Source organism: Streptomyces sp. NPDC038135, from assembly GCF_055601245.1.
The window spans coordinates 368,535-384,820 of record NZ_JBVJXS010000002.1 but is presented as its reverse complement, the minus strand read 5'-3'; the positions used below and the strand labels follow the sequence as shown (position 1 = coordinate 384,820).

Annotated in this window: 15 protein-coding genes; 14 read left to right on the top strand and 1 reads right to left on the bottom strand. The window is 73.7% G+C overall.

Translation table 11 applies throughout. The features are described from left to right. Nucleotides 1-11: 11 nt before the first annotated feature. The 5 genes from ACZ7JA_RS06050 to ACZ7JA_RS06030 all read left to right on the top strand — a co-directional run bounded on the left by ACZ7JA_RS06050 (nucleotide 12) and on the right by ACZ7JA_RS06030 (nucleotide 4,696). Nucleotides 12-605, top strand: coding sequence for an RNA polymerase sigma factor (locus ACZ7JA_RS06050; protein ID WP_470807392.1), 594 nt, complete (start codon nucleotides 12-14; stop codon nucleotides 603-605). Beyond that, complete coding sequence (locus tag ACZ7JA_RS06045; protein ID WP_470807389.1) at nucleotides 602-1,483, top strand: zf-HC2 domain-containing protein; 882 nt, start codon at nucleotides 602-604, stop codon at nucleotides 1,481-1,483. Before ACZ7JA_RS06050 ends, ACZ7JA_RS06045 begins: the two co-directional genes overlap by 4 nt. A gap of 518 nt (nucleotides 1,484-2,001) precedes the next feature. After that, entirely contained in the window at nucleotides 2,002-2,763 is a 762-nt protein-coding gene (locus ACZ7JA_RS06040) for an ATP-binding cassette domain-containing protein (RefSeq protein ID WP_389447053.1), read from the top strand. Next, nucleotides 2,760-4,097 (top strand): hypothetical protein, encoded by a 1,338-nt coding sequence (locus ACZ7JA_RS06035; RefSeq protein WP_470807385.1) that lies wholly within the window; start codon nucleotides 2,760-2,762, stop codon nucleotides 4,095-4,097. The genes ACZ7JA_RS06040 and ACZ7JA_RS06035 overlap by 4 nt, the downstream gene beginning before the upstream one ends. Beyond that, nucleotides 4,094-4,696: a hypothetical protein gene (locus tag ACZ7JA_RS06030; protein ID WP_351659191.1), complete on the top strand. Its 603-nt coding sequence runs from the start codon at nucleotides 4,094-4,096 to the stop codon at nucleotides 4,694-4,696. Before ACZ7JA_RS06035 ends, ACZ7JA_RS06030 begins: the two co-directional genes overlap by 4 nt. Nucleotides 4,697-4,740: 44 nt before the next feature. Here the strand turns inward: ACZ7JA_RS06030 and ACZ7JA_RS06025 are convergent, their stop codons facing one another. Continuing rightward, a complete protein-coding gene (locus ACZ7JA_RS06025) occupies nucleotides 4,741-5,277 on the bottom strand; it encodes an HNH endonuclease (RefSeq protein ID WP_199210575.1) in 537 nt (178 codons plus the stop codon). A gap of 315 nt (nucleotides 5,278-5,592) precedes the next feature. Here ACZ7JA_RS06025 and ACZ7JA_RS06020 point away from each other — a divergent pair, with 315 nt between their 5' ends. The 9 genes from ACZ7JA_RS06020 (at nucleotide 5,593) to ACZ7JA_RS05980 (ending at nucleotide 16,285) form a co-directional block, all read left to right on the top strand. Then, nucleotides 5,593-6,696, top strand: a complete 1,104-nt coding sequence (locus ACZ7JA_RS06020; protein ID WP_351659188.1) for a mechanosensitive ion channel family protein — start codon at nucleotides 5,593-5,595, stop codon at nucleotides 6,694-6,696. Nucleotides 6,697-6,927: 231 nt separating this feature from the next. Then, a complete protein-coding gene (locus tag ACZ7JA_RS06015) occupies nucleotides 6,928-8,139 on the top strand; it encodes an ROK family transcriptional regulator (RefSeq protein WP_351659185.1) in 1,212 nt (403 codons plus the stop codon). A 60-nt stretch (nucleotides 8,140-8,199) separates the two neighbouring features. Continuing rightward, nucleotides 8,200-9,543, top strand: a complete 1,344-nt coding sequence (locus ACZ7JA_RS06010; RefSeq protein ID WP_470807378.1) for an ABC transporter substrate-binding protein — start codon at nucleotides 8,200-8,202, stop codon at nucleotides 9,541-9,543. Nucleotides 9,544-9,545: 2 nt separating this feature from the next. Beyond that, on the top strand, nucleotides 9,546-10,487 hold the full coding sequence (locus tag ACZ7JA_RS06005; RefSeq protein ID WP_351659179.1) for a carbohydrate ABC transporter permease: 942 nt from the start codon (nucleotides 9,546-9,548) through the stop codon (nucleotides 10,485-10,487). A gap of 2 nt (nucleotides 10,488-10,489) precedes the next feature. Then, nucleotides 10,490-11,383, top strand: coding sequence for a carbohydrate ABC transporter permease (locus tag ACZ7JA_RS06000; RefSeq protein ID WP_470807377.1), 894 nt, complete (start codon nucleotides 10,490-10,492; stop codon nucleotides 11,381-11,383). Nucleotides 11,384-11,390: 7 nt separating this feature from the next. Further along, entirely contained in the window at nucleotides 11,391-12,659 is a 1,269-nt protein-coding gene (locus ACZ7JA_RS05995; RefSeq protein WP_351659173.1) for a 6-phospho-beta-glucosidase, read from the top strand. Next, nucleotides 12,650-13,630, top strand: a complete 981-nt coding sequence (locus tag ACZ7JA_RS05990; protein WP_403678808.1) for an N-acetylglucosamine kinase — start codon at nucleotides 12,650-12,652, stop codon at nucleotides 13,628-13,630. The genes ACZ7JA_RS05995 and ACZ7JA_RS05990 overlap by 10 nt, the downstream gene beginning before the upstream one ends. A gap of 169 nt (nucleotides 13,631-13,799) precedes the next feature. Next, nucleotides 13,800-15,233, top strand: a complete 1,434-nt coding sequence (locus ACZ7JA_RS05985; RefSeq protein ID WP_403678810.1) for a hypothetical protein — start codon at nucleotides 13,800-13,802, stop codon at nucleotides 15,231-15,233. 14 nt (nucleotides 15,234-15,247) lie between these two features. Continuing rightward, nucleotides 15,248-16,285, top strand: a complete 1,038-nt coding sequence (locus tag ACZ7JA_RS05980) for a glutamate ABC transporter substrate-binding protein (RefSeq protein WP_351659164.1) — start codon at nucleotides 15,248-15,250, stop codon at nucleotides 16,283-16,285. Nucleotide 16,286: the final 1 nt, after the last annotated feature.

Below are 16,286 nucleotides of genomic sequence, written 5' to 3'. Positions count from 1 at the left end.
TGTTCCGCCCCGTGGGGGGCCAGCGGGAGAAGGACGGGGACGCGGCGCTGCTGCGGGCCGTCGCGGCGGGCGACGCGGCCGCCATGGCCGATCTGTACGACCGGCACGCCGGCTGGGTGCACGCGCGGCTGAGCAGGCGCTGCGCCGATCCGGAGGTCGTCCGGGAGGTGCTGCAGGACACGTTCGTCACCGTGTGGCGGTCGGCGGCCGGGCACCGCGGCCAGGAGACCGGTGGCTGGCTGTGGACGATCGCGGCACGGCGGCTGGTCGACGCGCGGCGGGCGCAGGAGCGGGCCGCGCGGGTGGCGGGCGCGCCGCTGGAGTCGGCGGACGGCGTCCACGAGCCGGCCGCCGCGCCCTCCGCCGAGGACAGGGTGCTGGCCGGTCTCGAGTACGGGGACGTCGGCGCCGCGCTGGACCGGATCTCCCCCGAGCTGCGCGAGGTGCTGCGCGCGACCGTCGTCGACGGGCTGAGCACCCGGGAGGCGGCCCGGCTGCTCGGCATACCCGAGGGCACCGTCAAATCCCGCGCCCGGCGCGCCCGTACGGAGCTGCGGTCCGCGCTGGCCCATCTGAACCCGTCCCCGCTGGGAGGCACGGCATGACCCACGGCGACCCGCACGTCTGGCACGCCTCACCCCGCCTCGTCGCCCGTTACGCCGACGGCTCCCTGGCCGAGCCGGACGCGTGGTCCCTGGAGAAGCACCTGGAGGACTGCCCCGGCTGCGCGGCGCTGGTGTCGCGGGCGGTGCGCGGCACGGCGGCCGGCGCCGTGCTCGACGAGGTCCGCGGAGCGGTGCTGGCAGCGGCGCCCGCGGGAGCGGAGCGCTCCGTGGCGCCCGCGGCCCCGGCGCTGTCCCGGATCGCCCGGCTGCTCTGGGCCGCCGGGCCCGCCGTGCGGGGAGCCTGGCTGCCGGCCGTGCTGCTCGTCGCGGTGGCGGCGATGGCCCTGGGGTACGGGGGCGGCGTGCCCGGCGCGCGGGCGCTGCTGCTGGCGATAGCGCCGGTGGTGCCCGTGGCCGGGGTCGCGCTGTCCTACGGGCCGCACGCCGACCCGCTGTACGAGGTGGCCGCGGCCAGTCCGGCCGGCGGGCTGCGGCTGGCGCTGACCCGGACGGCCGCCGTGCTCGCGGTGAGCCTGCCGCCGCTGACCCTGACCGGGCTGCTGCTGCCCGCATCCGGCGCCCCGGCCGCCGCGGCCTGGCTGCTGCCGGGGCTGGCCCTGACCCTGGGCACGCTGGCCCTGGCCTCCTTCGTCGGCTGCCGGGCGGCGTCCGGGGTCACGGCCGGGGGCTGGCTGTGCGCCGTCGGCGCCCCCGTGCCCGGCGCTCCGGGCGGCGAGGTCACCACGCGCCTGGCCGAGCAGCTCTCGCGTTGCTTCGACGGCGCGGCGGCACAGGGCGCGTGGGCGGCGGCCGCCGTCCTGAGCGCCGCCCTCCTCACCGCCCGCCGCCAGGCCTACGACCGACCGCTTTACCGCTGAAGCGCGCCCCTGCCGCGTCACCCGGCACGTCACGGCATCACCCACGACCGCCTGATCCACGCGGCAGCAGGAGTTCCCGGCCGAACGGCCGGGCCACCAGGCCGGGAGCGCTCCCGGCCGCGGGGCCCCGTCGCAGCCGGGCCCCTGCGCCCCGACCGCCCGACCGCCCGAACCACCCCGAGCACCAGGACCCACGACCCCGCCGACCGGCATGACCCGTGGCCAGACAGCCGCCCTCACCGGAACGGCCCGCGACCGCCGGGCCGTCCCGAAAGCCACCGGCCAGCCGGACCGGCGCCCCACCCGCAACCAACCGAACCACCCGGGCAACAGGACCCGCGACCAGCCGAGCCGCCCCGGCGGACTCAGCCGGCCCGCACCCGGCCCGGCACGCGGCCCCCGCCGCACCGCCCGGCGCCGTACGCGCTCACGACCGTCCGATCACCCCACCCCGGTGACCACCGCCACCCGTGGCCGTCACCGGCAGCATCTCTGGAGACCTCTTGAGTTCCATACTCGTGTCCGGCCTGCGGGTCCGGCATCGGAAGCATCTCGCGCTGGACGGCGTGGATCTGGACCTCGGCACCGGTGTGCACGGGCTGCTCGGGCCGAACGGCGCCGGGAAGACCTCGCTGATCCGGGTTCTGGCCACCGTGGCCCGGCCGTCCGCCGGGCGGGTGGAGATCCTCGGCCAGGACACCGCCGGGCACCGCGGACGGTCCGCGGTCCGGCGGGACCTCGGCTATCTGCCGCAGGAGTTCGGCTACTACCCGGGCTTCACGGTGCGGGAGTTCGTCGGGTACGTGGCCTGGCTGAAGGAGATGCCCGCCGCGCGGGTCCCGGCCGCCGTGGCGGAAGCGGTGGCCCGGGTCGGCCTCGCGGACCGCGCCGACGCGAAGATCCGCACCCTCTCCGGGGGCATGGTCCGCCGGGTCGGCATCGCCCAGGCGATCGTCAACGAGCCGGGCGTGCTGCTGCTGGACGAGCCCACCGCCGGTCTCGACCCCGAGCAGCGCGTGGAGTTCCGCGAACTGCTGCGCGAGCTCGGCGCCTCGGCCACGGTGGTGGTCTCCACCCACCTGGTGGAGGACGTGGCCGCCGCCTGCACGGAGGTCACCCTGCTCGACGGGGGCCGGATCGCCTACCGCGGCACCCCGCGCACGCTCACGCTGCTGGGCGAGACCTCGGGCGGGCCGGGCGACCACCCGATCGAGCGCGGCTACACGGCCGCGCTGCGGGCCCACCGCGACGGCGCGCGGACGAGGGAGTCGGTGCGATGAGCCTCGTGACCGACCGCGGAACACCGGTTCCCGCCCTGCGGGCCCCCCGTCCGCTGCGCGCCGAGGCCGTGCGCGGGTTCGCGCCCTTCGCCGGGGCCGCCGTACTGCTCACCGTCGGCGTCCTGCTGGCCGGCTCGGCCGCCCGCTGGCAGGGCGGCTGGGCGGAGACCGCCGCCCAGACGCACATCACCGTCCTGATCGCCGCGCCGCTGGCCGCCGCGGCGGGCTGCTGGCAGGGCGGGCGGGAGCGGCGACGCCGTACCGAGGAGCTGTGGGGGACGGTCGTCCGGTCGCCGCTCGCCCGTTTCCTGGCCTCGGCCCTGCCCGTCGCGCTCTGGACGGCGGCCGGCTACCTGGCCGCGGCCGGCCTGGCGATGCTCGCCACCTGGCGGTACGCACAGGGCGACCGCCCGCACCCCGGCCTGCTGCCGGGGGACACCGTCGTGGTGGCGGCGGCCGCGCTGCTCGGGCACGTGGTGGGCCGCGTCGTCCCCACCCGGCTGGCCGCACCGCTGCTGGCGATCGCGGGGTACGCCGGGCTCGGCCTGGCGTCGATGAGCCGCTCGGGTTCCGCACGGCATCTCAACCCGGCGTTCTCCGTCACGACCACCGGCGTCCCGGTGTGGTGGCAGCCGGTGTCGATGGCCGTATGGACGGCGGGCCTGGCGTTCGCCGCCGTGCTGGCGTACGCGGCGCGGCGCCGGGTGACGGCCCTGCTGCCGCTGGCCGCCGCCGTCGCGGCGGGGGCGGTGCTGACGCAGACCGGGGACGGACTGTGGCGCGAGGCGCCGCTCGCGCACCGCCAGGTGTGCGACACCTCCACCACCCCGGCGGTCTGCGTGAACGCCCGGTACGCGGGGATGCTGCCGCAGGTCACCGAGGCCCTGTCGGGGATCACGGGCAGGCTCGAAGGGGTGCGGAACCTGCCGGTGCGGTGGGAGGCGCGCGACCAGGAGTCGCACGGCGCCGAGGCGCAGCTGCCGGCTTTCACACCGCTCGGCTGGTCGGTGGTACGGGGCCGGCTCACCGATCCGCGGCAGTTCGCGTGGGAGGCGACGGCGGCCCTGCAGCGGCGCCCCGACTGCTCGCACCCCACGGAGCGGAAGTCCCTGGCCGACGACGCCGTGGAGACCTATCTCGCCCCCAGCCCGGCGCAGAAGCACTTCGACGACATGGACGCCCGTGGCGACGCGGCTCACCGCGCCGGGCTGCGCAAGCGCCTCGCCGCCCGGACCGCGCTGGCCGCCATGGGCGCGCAGGAGCGCCGGGACTGGCTGTCGGCGTACTTCGCGACGGCGGGCACCTGTGACGTGAAGGGGGTGCCCGCGCTGTGACCGGTCCCCTCCTCTACGCCCGCTCCCGCGCCCTGCCCCTCACCCTGCTCGCGCTGGCCGGCACCACCGCCTTCGCGGTGTGGGCCGCGGGCAGCCTGGACGCCTACCTCGACCCCTACCGCCGGGTGCCGGTGGTCGCCCTGGCCCCGCTGCTGGCGGCCGCCGTGATCGGCACCAGCCTGTACTCGGCGTCCGACGAGCTGGACCGGACGGCCGTACGGCCCTGGTGGCCGCGGCGGCTGGCGCAGCTCGGGGCGCTGACCGCGCTGGCGGCGGTGCTGCTGCCGCTGGCGGTGCTGGGGCACGCGGAGACCTTCGGGCCGCCCGCGGTCGTCCGCAACACGCTCGGCTGCACCGGCGTCACGGCCGCGGCGGCCGCCGTGCTGGGCGCCCGGCTGAGCTGGCTGCCCGCGTTCGGCTATGTGACGGCCGTCTACCTGGCCTCCTCGGGGGCGCGCGGACGCGCGGTCACGGTGTGGGCGTGGCCGATGCAACCCGGTGCGCAACCGGGCGCCTGGGCCGCGGCGCTGACCGCTTTCGTGGTGGGCGCCGCGCTGTACGCGGTGCGCGGGGCGCGTGCCGAAGGGCCCCGCGGCTGAACGAGGAGCCGTCCGGCCGCGGGGTGCGCGAAGGCCCGGAACCGTCAGGCTGAGATGCCGTCGATCCGGGCCATGGCGTCGTCCGCGCCGTACGGCTGCAAGTAGGGCAGCCAGCGCGGGTCCCTGTGGCCGGTGCCGATGATGCGCCAGGCCAGACCGGTGGGCGGGGCGGGTTTGTGGCGCAGCCGCCAGCCGATCTCGACGAGGTGCCGGTCGGCCTTCACGTGGTTGCAGCGGCGGCACGAGGCCACCACGTTGTCCCAGACGTGCTTGCCCCCGCGGCTGCGCGGGATGACGTGGTCGACGCTGGTTGCGACGCCACCGCAGTACATGCACCGGCCCCCGTCGCGCGCGAACAGCGCCCGGCGGGTGAGAGGAACGGGCCCCCGGTAGGGAACCCGCACGAAACGCTTCAGCCGGACCACGCTGGGCGCGGAGACTGTGACGGTCGCGCTGTGCATAAAGGCGCCGGATTCCTCGAGGGAGACGGCCTTGTTCTCCAGGACGAGGACGAGCGCGCGGCGGAGCGGTACGACGCCGAGCGGCTCGTACGACGCGTTGAGGACCAGGACGTGCGGCACGGGTGCCTCCTTGGGCGTCGGCGGCGCGTGGCTCGCGCCGGGACGATCTGCAGTCAGTCTCCCCTCATGCCTGGTGAACGCGCCACCATGTCCCGGTAACGGGCTGGGAGTGTTTTCGACCACACCTGATGTGTCCCCCGGATCATGGCGTGTTCAAGCCCAGGTGAGACCCGTCTCCCTTGGGCGGAACGGCGCGGAGCACACACGATGCCCCGTTAGTGTGTTGGTTCTGTCCGCCCGGTGACCTTTTCGTGATCGCGAAGACCTTGACCGCCCCGCCGGAGCGGACCGCGCAGCACCATGGAGGTACCCGCCGTGTCCTTGCCCGCCGTCCTCACGGCCGCCGGTGCGACTCCCTCGCCGTCCCCCTCGGGTTCGACGACGCCGGCCGTTCCCAGCCTGCAGGACGCCCAGGATCACGCGACGAACGCCGCGAGCTGGGTGGAGCAGAACTGGTCGACCTGGCTGGCGATGGGGCTGCAGATCGTGCTCGTCGTGGTCGTGGCCGTGGCGCTCAGAGCGGTGGTGCGGCGGGCGATCACCAAGCTGATCGAGCGCATGACCCGGACCGCGCAGGCCGCGGAGGGCAGCGCGCTGGGCGGGCTGCTGGTCAACGTCGAGCGGCGCCGTCAGCGGGCGGCGGCGATCGGCTCCGTGCTGCGCTCGGTGGCCAGTTTCCTGATCCTCGGCACGGCCGCGCTGATGGTGCTGTCCACCTTCAGGATCAACCTGGCGCCGCTGCTGGCCTCGGCCGGTGTGGCGGGCGTGGCGATCGGTTTCGGCGCCCGGAACCTGGTCACGGACTTCCTCTCCGGTGTCTTCATGATCCTGGAGGACCAGTACGGCGTCGGCGACGTCATCGACGCGGGTGTGGCCGCGGGCGAGGTGATCGAGGTCGGGCTGCGGGTGACCAAGCTGCGCGGTGACGGCGGTGAGATCTGGTACGTCCGCAACGGCGAGGTCAAGCGGATCGGCAACCTCTCGCAGGGCTGGGCCACCGCCGGGGTCGACGTGACCGTACGGGCGAGCGAGGACCTGGACCGGGTGAAGGCCGTCCTGGACGAGGTCGCCGAGAAGATGAGCAAGGAAGAGCCCTGGAACGAGCTTCTCTGGGGTCAGGTCGAGGTGCTGGGCCTGGACAGCGTGCTGATCGACTCCATGGTCATGCGGCTCACCGCGCGGACCATGCCCGGCAAGTCGGTCGCCGTGGAGCGCGAGCTGCGCTGGCGGGTCAAGCGGGCCTTCGACGCGGCGAGCATCCGCATCGTGGGCGGCGCGACCGCCGTGGAGGACGTCGAGGACGCCCCGGACCCGGCCGCGGCGGTGGCGGCGCCGTCGGTGTACGCCAACTCCGAGTCCCCGCAGTCCGTGGCCGCGGCCCCGATCGCCACCCAGCGCCCGGCCCCTCCGGGCAAGTAGCGCGGCGCCGCAGGCGCCCTGCCCCCTCCTGACTCCCGCCCCCCGAGGCGACGACTCCGTCGCCTCGGGGGGCGTCGTCTATTGACGCCCTCTTCGTCCTGGGCTTACGTTCCTCCCACGCCAATAGGAAAGTTTCCTAACAGTGATCTTCCGGGCGCCCGTTGATCAAGGCTGGACGTCATGCCCAGGTCACTGAAAAGCTGGGCAGTTGGAAAGGCAGGTGTCGACCGCATGGCAGGAACCGCCGGTACGCCGGGCACCCCGCGGGTCCTGCGCGCCATGAACGACCGCGCCGCGCTGGACCTCCTCCTGGAGCACGGCCCGCTGTCCCGCACCCGCATCGGCAAGCTCACCGGCCTGTCCAAGCCGACCGCGTCCCAGCTCCTGGCCCGGCTGGAGGCGGCCGGGCTGGTCCGGGTCACCGGCACCAGCGAAGGACGGCCGGGCCCGAACGCCCAGCTCTACGCCGTGAACCCGGGCGCCGCGTACGCGGCCGGGCTCGACGTCACCCCGCACCGCATCCGCGCCGCCGTCGCGGACGTCACCGGCCGCACGGCCGGCGAGTACGAGCTGCCCACCCCGGGCCGGCGTCCGGCCCGGCCCGTCGTGCAGCAGGTCACCGAGGCCCTCGACGGCGCCGTGAAGGCCGCGGGTCTCGCCCGGTCCGACGTGCACCGGCTGGTCATCGGCACCCCGGGCGCCTTCGACCCGGGCACCGGCCGGCTGCGCTACGCCTCGCACCTGCCCGGCTGGCACTCCCCCGCCCTCCTGGACGAACTCGCCGCCGCGCTGCCGATGCCGGTCGAGTACGAGAACGACGTCAACCTCGTCGCGATCGCCGAACAGCGGCTCGGCGCGGCCCGCGGCCACACGGACTTCGTCCTGCTGTGGAACCAGGAGGGCATGGGCGCCGCCCTGGTCCTCGGCGGCCGGCTGCACCGCGGCTGGACCGGCGGCGCCGGCGAGGTCGGCTTCCTGCCCGTGCCGGGCACGCCCCTGGTGCGCCAGGTGACCAAGGCCAACAGCGGCGGCTACCAGGAGCTGGCCGGCTCCCAGGCCGTACCGAAGCTGGCCCGCGAACTCGGCGTCGGCGACGTGCCGGCGGGCCCGTACCCCGAGGTGGCCGCCGCCCTCCTGGCGCGGGCGGCCGACCATGCCGGCGGGCCGCACCGGGAACTGCTGCGGACCTACGCGACCCGGCTGGCCACCGGTCTCGCCTCGCTGGTCTCCGTCCTCGACCCCGAACTCGTCGTCCTCAGCGGCTCCGCCCTGACGGCCGGCGGCGAGGTGCTGCGCGCCCTCGTCCAGGCCGAGCTGGAGGAACTCGCCGCGGCCCGCCCCCGGCTGGCCGTCGGCGACGTGACGGAACACCCCGTGCTGCGCGGCGCGCTGGAGTCCGCGCTCGCGACCACCCGCGACGAGGTCTTCGACACCTCGCGCTGAGCGCCCGAGCCCCACCGAAGCACTCCCTCCTCACCCACCCCGTCCCCGGGAGACCCCGCCATGCCCACAGCCGTACCCGGAACCGCCCGAAAAGCGGCCTTCGCCCTGACCGCCTCGCTCGCCCTGCTCACCACCGCCTGTACCGGTCAGTCCGGCTCCGGCGCCTCCGACGACGCCTCCAAGGAGACGACGATCAACTTCTGGCACGCCTGGAGCGCGCCGAACGAGGTCAAGGCGGTGAGGTCCCTGGTCGCCGGGTTCGAGAAGGCGCACCCCAACATCCATGTGAACGTGGTCGGCAACATGACCGACGACAAGATCAACCAGGCGCTGCGCACCGGCGGCGACCGGGCCCCCGACGTGATCTCCTCGTTCACCACCAACAACGTCGGCAAGTTCTGCTCGTCGGGCGCGCTCATCGACCTGAACCCGTTCTTCGAGAAGGCGGGCATCGACCCGGAGACGACCTTCCCGAAGGCCATGAACGAGTACACCCGGTTCGAGGGCGACCGCTGCACGGCGCCGCTGCTGGGCGACGCCTACGGGCTCTACTACAACAAGACGGCGTTCCGGAAGGCCGGCATCACGGCCCCGCCGAAGACCTGGTCGGAGTTCGAGGCCGACGCCAAGAAGCTCACCGTCTCCCGGGGCGGCACCTACGAGCAGCTCGGCTTCATGCCGGACTACCACGGCTGGGAGTCGACCACCGAGCACTACTTCGGGCAGTTCTCGCCGACCTACTTCGACAAGGACGGCAAGTCGGCCCTGGCGAAGGACCCCGCCTTCGAGAAGGGCTTCACGCTGCAGAAGCGGCTCGTGGACGAACTCGGCGGATTCCAGAAGCTGGAGAGGTTCCGGGCCACCCTCGGCGACGAGTGGGGCGCACGGCACCCCTTCCACACCGGGCAGGTCGCCATGCAGCTCGACGGCGAGTGGCGGCTGGGCATGGCCGAGGAGGCCAAGCCAGGGTTCGAGATCGGGGTGGCCCCGCTGCCGGTCCCGGACGATCAGGCCGACCAGTACGGCAAGGGCTACATCACCGGCACCATCGCCGGCATCGCCGCCACCAGCCACAAGCAGAACGCGGCCTGGGAACTGCTGAAGTACATGACCACGGACACCGACGCGGTGGTCGGCTTCGCCAACGACATCCACAACGTGCCCTCCACCCTGGCCGCGCTGAAGTCGCCGAAGCTCCGGTACGACCCGCGCTTCAAGACCTTCCTGGACATCGCCGCCGACCGGAACTCCACCACCACCCCCGCCTCGGTCAACGGCGGCGTCTACCTGGTGACGATCCAGCAGTTCGGGTACGACTACGAGAGCGGCAAGGTCACCGATCTGAAGGCCGGCCTGAGGAAGACGGCCGCCCAGATCGACACGGACATCGCGCAGGCGAAGTAGCCATGGCGACCACCACGCTGGGCTCCAGGCGCCGCAGGGCGGCGCTGCGCACGGCGGCCTTCATGTCGCCCTGGCTGATCGGCTTCGCGGTCTTCTTCGCGTACCCGCTGATCTCGACGGTCTACTTCTCCTTCATGCACTACGACGGCTTCCGGCCGCCGACGTGGAGCGGCACGAAGAACTGGACCTACGTCTTCGAGCACTACCCGCTGTTCTGGCCGGCGCTGCGCAACACCCTGTGGCTGGTGGTGGTGATGGTGACGCTCCGGGTCGTCTTCGGGCTCGGGGTCGGGCTGCTCATCACCAGGATCAGGACGGGGGCCGGCGTCTTCCGCACCCTGTTCTACCTGCCCTACCTGGCCCCGCCGGTCGCCGCGACCATGGCCTTCGCCTTCCTGCTCAACCCCGGCACGGGCCCGGTCGACTCCATCCTGGAGCGGATCGGCGTCCCGGCGCCCGGCTGGTTCGGCGACCCGGCCTGGTCCAAGCCGGCCCTGACCCTGCTCGCCCTGTGGGGCATCGGCGACCTGATGGTCGTCTTCATGGCCGCGCTGCTCGACGTGCCGGCGGAGCAGTACGAGGCGGCCGAGCTGGACGGCGCCTCGGCGTGGCAGCGCTTCCGCTACGTCACCCTGCCGAACATCTCCCCGATCGTGATGTTCGCCGTGGTCACCGGCGTGATCCAGACGATGCAGTACTACACGCAGCCGTTGATCGCGGGAAAGGTCGCCTCGGGCGTGATCCAGGGCGCGGGCACCCAGTTCGAGCCCGGCTACCCGGACAAGTCCACCCTCACCCTCCCCCAACTCGTCTACAACCTCGGCTTCCAGCGCTTCGACTACGGCTCGGCGTGTGTCGTCGCACTGGTCCTGTTCGCCCTGTCGATGGCGTTCACCGCGCTGTTGATGCGGCGCCGGGGCGGCCTCGTCCAGGCAGGTGACTGACCATGACCCAGGTACTGGATAAGCCGGTGCGGACGGCTCAGGCCGTCCCGGGCGCCGAGCGCGCGGCACGGCGCCGGGCGCTGCTGGAGTGGATCGCGGTGCACTCCCTCGGCGTCGCCGCGGCGCTCTTCTTCACCCTCCCCTTCGTCTTCGTGTTCCTCACCTCCCTGATGAGCGACAGCCAGGCACTGAGCCGGGACCTGATCCCGCACACCTGGGAGTGGGGCAACTACCGCCAGGTCCTCGCCACCCCGGGCTTCCTCACCTGGTGGAAGAACACGCTGATCTACGCCGGGCTCGGCACCGTGCTCACCGTGGCGTCCTCGATACCCGTGGCGTACGCGCTGGCCAAGTTCCGCTTCCGGGGCCGGAATCTGTCCCTCATGCTGGTGATCTCGATGATGATGCTGCCCCCGCAGGTGGTCGTCATCCCGATGTACCTGTTCTGGGCGAAGCAGCTCGGCCTGTCGGGCACCCTGTGGCCGCTGATCGTCCCGATGGCGTTCGGGGACGCGTTCTCCATCTTCCTGCTGCGCCAGTTCCTGATGACGATCCCGAACGAGTACGTGGACGCCGCGAAGGTGGACGGCTGCGGCGACCTCAGGACCCTGGTGCGGGTGGTGCTGCCGATGGCGAAGCCCGGCATCGCCGCGGTGGCCCTCTTCCAGTTCTTCTACGCCTGGAACGACTACTTCGGCCCGCAGATCTACGCCTCCGAGAACCCCGGCGCCTGGACGCTGAGTTACGGCCTGGAGTCCTTCAAGGGCGCCCACCACACCGACTGGAACCTCACCATGGCCGCCACCGTGCTGGTCATGGCCCCCGTGATCCTCGTGTTCTTCTTCGCGCAGAAGGCGTTCGTCGAGGGCGTCACCCTCACCGGAGTAAAGGGTTGATCCACGTATGAAACTCACCGTGGTCGGCGGCGGCTCGACCTACACCCCCGAACTCGTCGACGGCTTCGCCCGGCTCAGGGACACCCTGCCGGTCGAGGAACTCGTCCTCGTGGACCCGGACGCCGGACGCCTGGAGCTGGTGGGCGGCCTGGCCCGCCGGATCTTCGCGAAGCAGGGCCACACCGGCCGTGTCGTCACCACCGCCGACCTGGACGCGGGCGTGGACGGCGCCGACGCCGTACTGCTCCAGCTCCGGGTCGGCGGTCAGGCCGCCCGGCAGCAGGACGAGACGTGGCCGCTGGAGTGCGGCTGCATCGGCCAGGAGACGACCGGCGCGGGCGGCCTCGCCAAGGCGCTGCGCACGGTCCCGGTCGTCCTGGACATCGCCGAGCGCGTGCGCCGTGCCAACCCGCGCGCCTGGATCATCGACTTCACCAACCCGGTCGGCATCGTCACCCGCGCCCTGCTGGAGGCCGGGCACCGGGCGGTCGGACTGTGCAACGTGGCGATCGGGCTGCAGCGCAAGTTCGCGGCCCTGCTGGGCACCGACCCCAAGGACGTGCACCTGGACCACGTGGGCCTGAACCATCTGACGTGGGAGACGGGAGTGCGGCTCGGCGGACCCGAGGGCGCGGACGTCCTGCCCGAACTGCTCGCCCGGCACGGCGACGCCGTCGCCGCCGACCTGCGCCTGCCCCGGCCCCTGCTGGACCGCCTCGGCGTGGTCCCGTCCTACTACCTGCGCTACTACTACGCCCACGACGAGGTGGTGCGGGACCTGCGCACCAAGCCCTCCCGGGCGGCGGAGGTCGCGGCCATGGAGCGCGAACTGCTGGAGATGTACGCCGACCCGGCGCTGGACGAGAAGCCGGCGCTGCTCGCCAAGCGGGGCGGCGCCTTCTACTCGGAGGCGGCCGTCGACCTGGCGGCGGCCCTGCTGGGCGGCGGCACGGGAAGCCCGTACCAGGTGGTCAACACGCTCAACCGGGGCACCCTGCCCTTCCTCCCGGACGACGCGGTGATCGAGGTGCAGGCGGCGGTGGGCCCGTCCGGCGCCACGCCCCTCGCGGTGCCGGACCTCGACCCGCTGTACGCCGGCCTGGTGGCGAACGTGACGGCGTACGAGGAACTGGCCCTGGAGGCGGCCCTGCGGGGCGGCCGCGACCGGGTCTTCCGCGCCCTGCTGGCCCATCCGCTCGTCGGCCAGTACGAGTACGCCGAAGCCCTCACCGACCGGCTGGTCGCGCACAACCGGGAGCACCTCGCGTGGGCCTGATCCCGACCGTCCTCGCCATCGACGCGGGCAACAGCAAGACCGACGTGGCCGTGGTCACCGCCCGGGGCGAGGTGCTGGCCACGGCCCGCGGCGGCGGCTTCCGCCCGCCGGCGGTGGGCGTCGAGGCGGCGGTGGACGCCCTCGCCGAGCCGGTCGCGCGGGCGTTCGCGGCCGCGGGCGCGGCCTCCGCCTCGCATGTCTCCGCCTGCCTCGCCAACGCCGATCTGCCGGTGGAGGAGGAGCAGTTGGCGGCCGCGCTGCACGCGCGCGCGTGGGGCGCCTCGGTGGAGGTGCGCAACGACACCTTCGCGATCCTGCGGGCGGGCGTGCCCGAGCCGCGGGGTGTGGCCGTGGTGTGCGGCGCGGGCATCAACTGCGTCGGGATGCGCCCCGACGGCCGCACCGCCCGCTTCCCGGCCATCGGGCGCATCTCCGGCGACTGGGGCGGCGGCTGGGGCCTTGCCGAGGAGGCCCTGTGGCACGCGGCCCGCGCGGAGGACGGCCGGGGCGAGGCGACCGAACTGGCCCGCACGCTGCCCGCGCACTTCGGCCTGCGCTCCATGTACGCCCTCATCGAGGCCCTGCACCTGGGGCACGTCGAGCACGGCCGCCGGCACGAGCTGACGCCGGTGCTGTTCCGCACGGCCGCGCACGGGGACCGGGTCGCCCGCTCCCTCGTGGACCGCCTCGCCGAGGAGGTCGCGACGATGGCCACGGTGGCGCTGACCCGGCTGGACCTCCTCGGCGAGCAGACCCCGGTCCTGCTGGGCGGCAGCGTGCTGAGCGCCGGTCACGCCCGGCTCGACGACGGCGTGCGCGACCTGCTGGCGTCGCGCGCACCCAAGGCGGACGTCCGCGTGGTCACGGCCGCCCCGGTGCTCGGCGCGGCCCTCCTGGGCCTGGACCGTCTGCGCGCGGGGGAAGCGGCCCTGGAACGGGCCCGGGCCCACTGGGAGACCGGCCGGCGCTGAGGCCGGCCGGGCCGCTCCGGGGCAGGCGGCGAGGGAACCGAACAGGTGCCCACGGCGTATTCATGGGCAGGGGACGCCGCGATCCCATCAAGATCCAGCGAAGGCCGGTGCGGATGTCGGTCCGGGCCGCAATACTTGGCGGCGAACGGATGACCATGGGGGAGGTCAGGTGACACACCCGCCGAGGAGCAGCACGGCACCGCCGCCGGCGGGCTCCGCCGTGCCCGCGATCCCCTCGCAGCCCCTGCCGCCGGCGCCGGCCGCCCGGCCGGGCCCGCCCCCGGCGCCCCGCCGTACCGCCTTCGCCGAGGGCGTCGACCGGCTCCGGTCCGCCGCGACCACCGAGCCGGGGCGGCTGCGCATCATCGGCGCCGTACTCGCCGTGCTGGTCGTCGCGTTCGGCGCGGTCACCGCCTGGCAGACCGCCGAGCGCGCGGCCGCCGCCGACGACGTGCTGCACAGCAGCCAGCCGCTCAGCTCCGGCGCCGCCGACATATACCGCTCACTGGCCGACGCCAACACGGCGGCCTCCAGCGGCTTCCTGGCGGGCGGCCAGGAGACCGCCGACTCGCGGGACCGGTACGAGAAGGACATCCGCACCGCGGCCGCCGGCCTCGTCACCGCCGCCGCCAACTCCGAGCCGGGCTCGCCGTCGGAGGCGGCCGTCGCCAGGCTGAACAAGCTGCTGCCCGAGTACAAGGGCCTCGTGGAGCGCGCCCGCACCTACAACCGGCAGGGCTATCCGGTCGGCGGCGCCTATCTGCGGTACGCGAACGAGAAGATGCAGAAGGAGATGCTCCCGGCGGCGGAGGACCTCTACAAGAAGGAGAACCAGCGGCTGAACGCCGACTACGGGGACGCGACGCCCTACCCGTGGGCGGCGATCGCGCTCGGCGTGCTCGCCCTGGCCGCGCTCGGCTGGGCCCAGCACCGCACCTACCGGCGCACCAACCGCGTCCTCAACCACGGCCTGGTGGCCGCCTCCGCCGCCACCGCGGCGGCCCTGCTGTGGCTGGTGGTCGGGCACACGGTCGCCCGGTCGGGGCTCAACGGGTCCTACGACAACGGCGTCCGCTCGCTGAACGTCCTGCACGACGCCCGCATCGCCTCCCTGAAGGCGCGGGGCAACGAGAACCTGAGCCTGGTGGCGCGCGGCGCCGAGACCGTCACGGTGGGCGGGCAGACGTACGACGCCTACTACTACGACTTCGACCGGGACATGGGCGTGCTCGCCAAGGGCCTCAGCGACGCCCGCGGGCTCGCCGACGACAGCGCGGGCACCGGTCCGGTCAAGGCGGCCGAGGGCAACATGGCGGTGTGGAAGCAGCGCCACGCCTCGGCCCGCACCGAGGACGAGAACGGCAACTACCAGCAGGCGCTGGACAAGGTGATCGGCGGCGCGGACGCCACCGGCGCGTGCTTCGACAGCGTGGACCGCAACATCGCCCTGGCCATCGGCCACGAGCAGACAGAGTTCCGGCAGGCCGCCGGCGACGGACGCGACGCGATGACCGGGCTGCCCGTCGGCGCCGCCGTGCTGGGTGTGCTCGGCGCGGCGGGCGCGGTGGCCGGCGTCGGACGCAGGCTTTCGGAGTACCGGTGACAGGGGGCGTGACGATGTACGCGAGCCGTGTGCGGGCCTCCCTGCGGGGCTGGGGCGGGGTCGGCTCGATGGCCGTGCTGTGCGCGCTCGCGCTGGCCTTCGCGCTGCTGCTGCCGTGCACGCAGCCGCGGCACGACGACGGCGGCGTGCGGGCCGCCGGCCCGGGCGTCGCCCACGGCAGCCAGGCGCGCGCCGGCGACTGCAAGGACTCCGAGGCGCAGAAGCAGACGCTGTCCCCGTCCGGCGCGGACGGCCGGACCATCGACGCCATCAAGTCCCGTACGGGCGCCAAGCGCAAGCTGGTCGTCGGCGTCGACCAGAACAGCTACCACTGGGGCTACCGCAACCCCAACACCGAGACCGCCCAGCTCGAGGGCTTCGACATCGACCTCGTCCACAGAATCGCCGAGGACATCCTCGGCGACCCGGACGCGGTGCAGTTCAAGGCCATCCCGACCAGCCAGCGCATACCGGCGATCAAGGACGGCCGGGTGGACATGGTGGTCCGCACGATGACCATCAGCTGCGAGCGCCTGGACGACGTGGCGTTCTCCGCGCCCTACTTCAAGACCGGCCAGCAGGTGCTGGCCCCCAAGTCGTCCTCCGTGAAGGGCTACGACGGCACGCTCGCGCACAAGAGGATCTGCACGGCCTCCGGTTCCACCGCCTACGGCAAGCTGAAGGCCGACCGGGACGCGGGCGACCTGCCCGCCTCCACCGACATCTCCACCACCGTCCCCAGCCAACTCGACTGCCTGGTACGGCTCCAGCTCGGCGAGGTCGACGCGGTGGTCACCGACGGCGCCCTCGCCGCCAGCCAGGCCGCGCAGGACCCGACGGTCGCCCTGAAGGGTGACGCGTTCACCACCGAGTACTACGGCGTGGCGATGAAGAAGGACGCCGACGATCTGGTACGCCGGGTCAACCGCATCCTGGTCGACTACCGCGCGGACGGCTGGCAGGCGTCGTACGACAGGTGGCTGTCGGCCACACTGGGGAAGGACTCGGCCCCGTCCGAACCGCCCGCGCCGCAGTACCTGCGCAAGAGCTGAA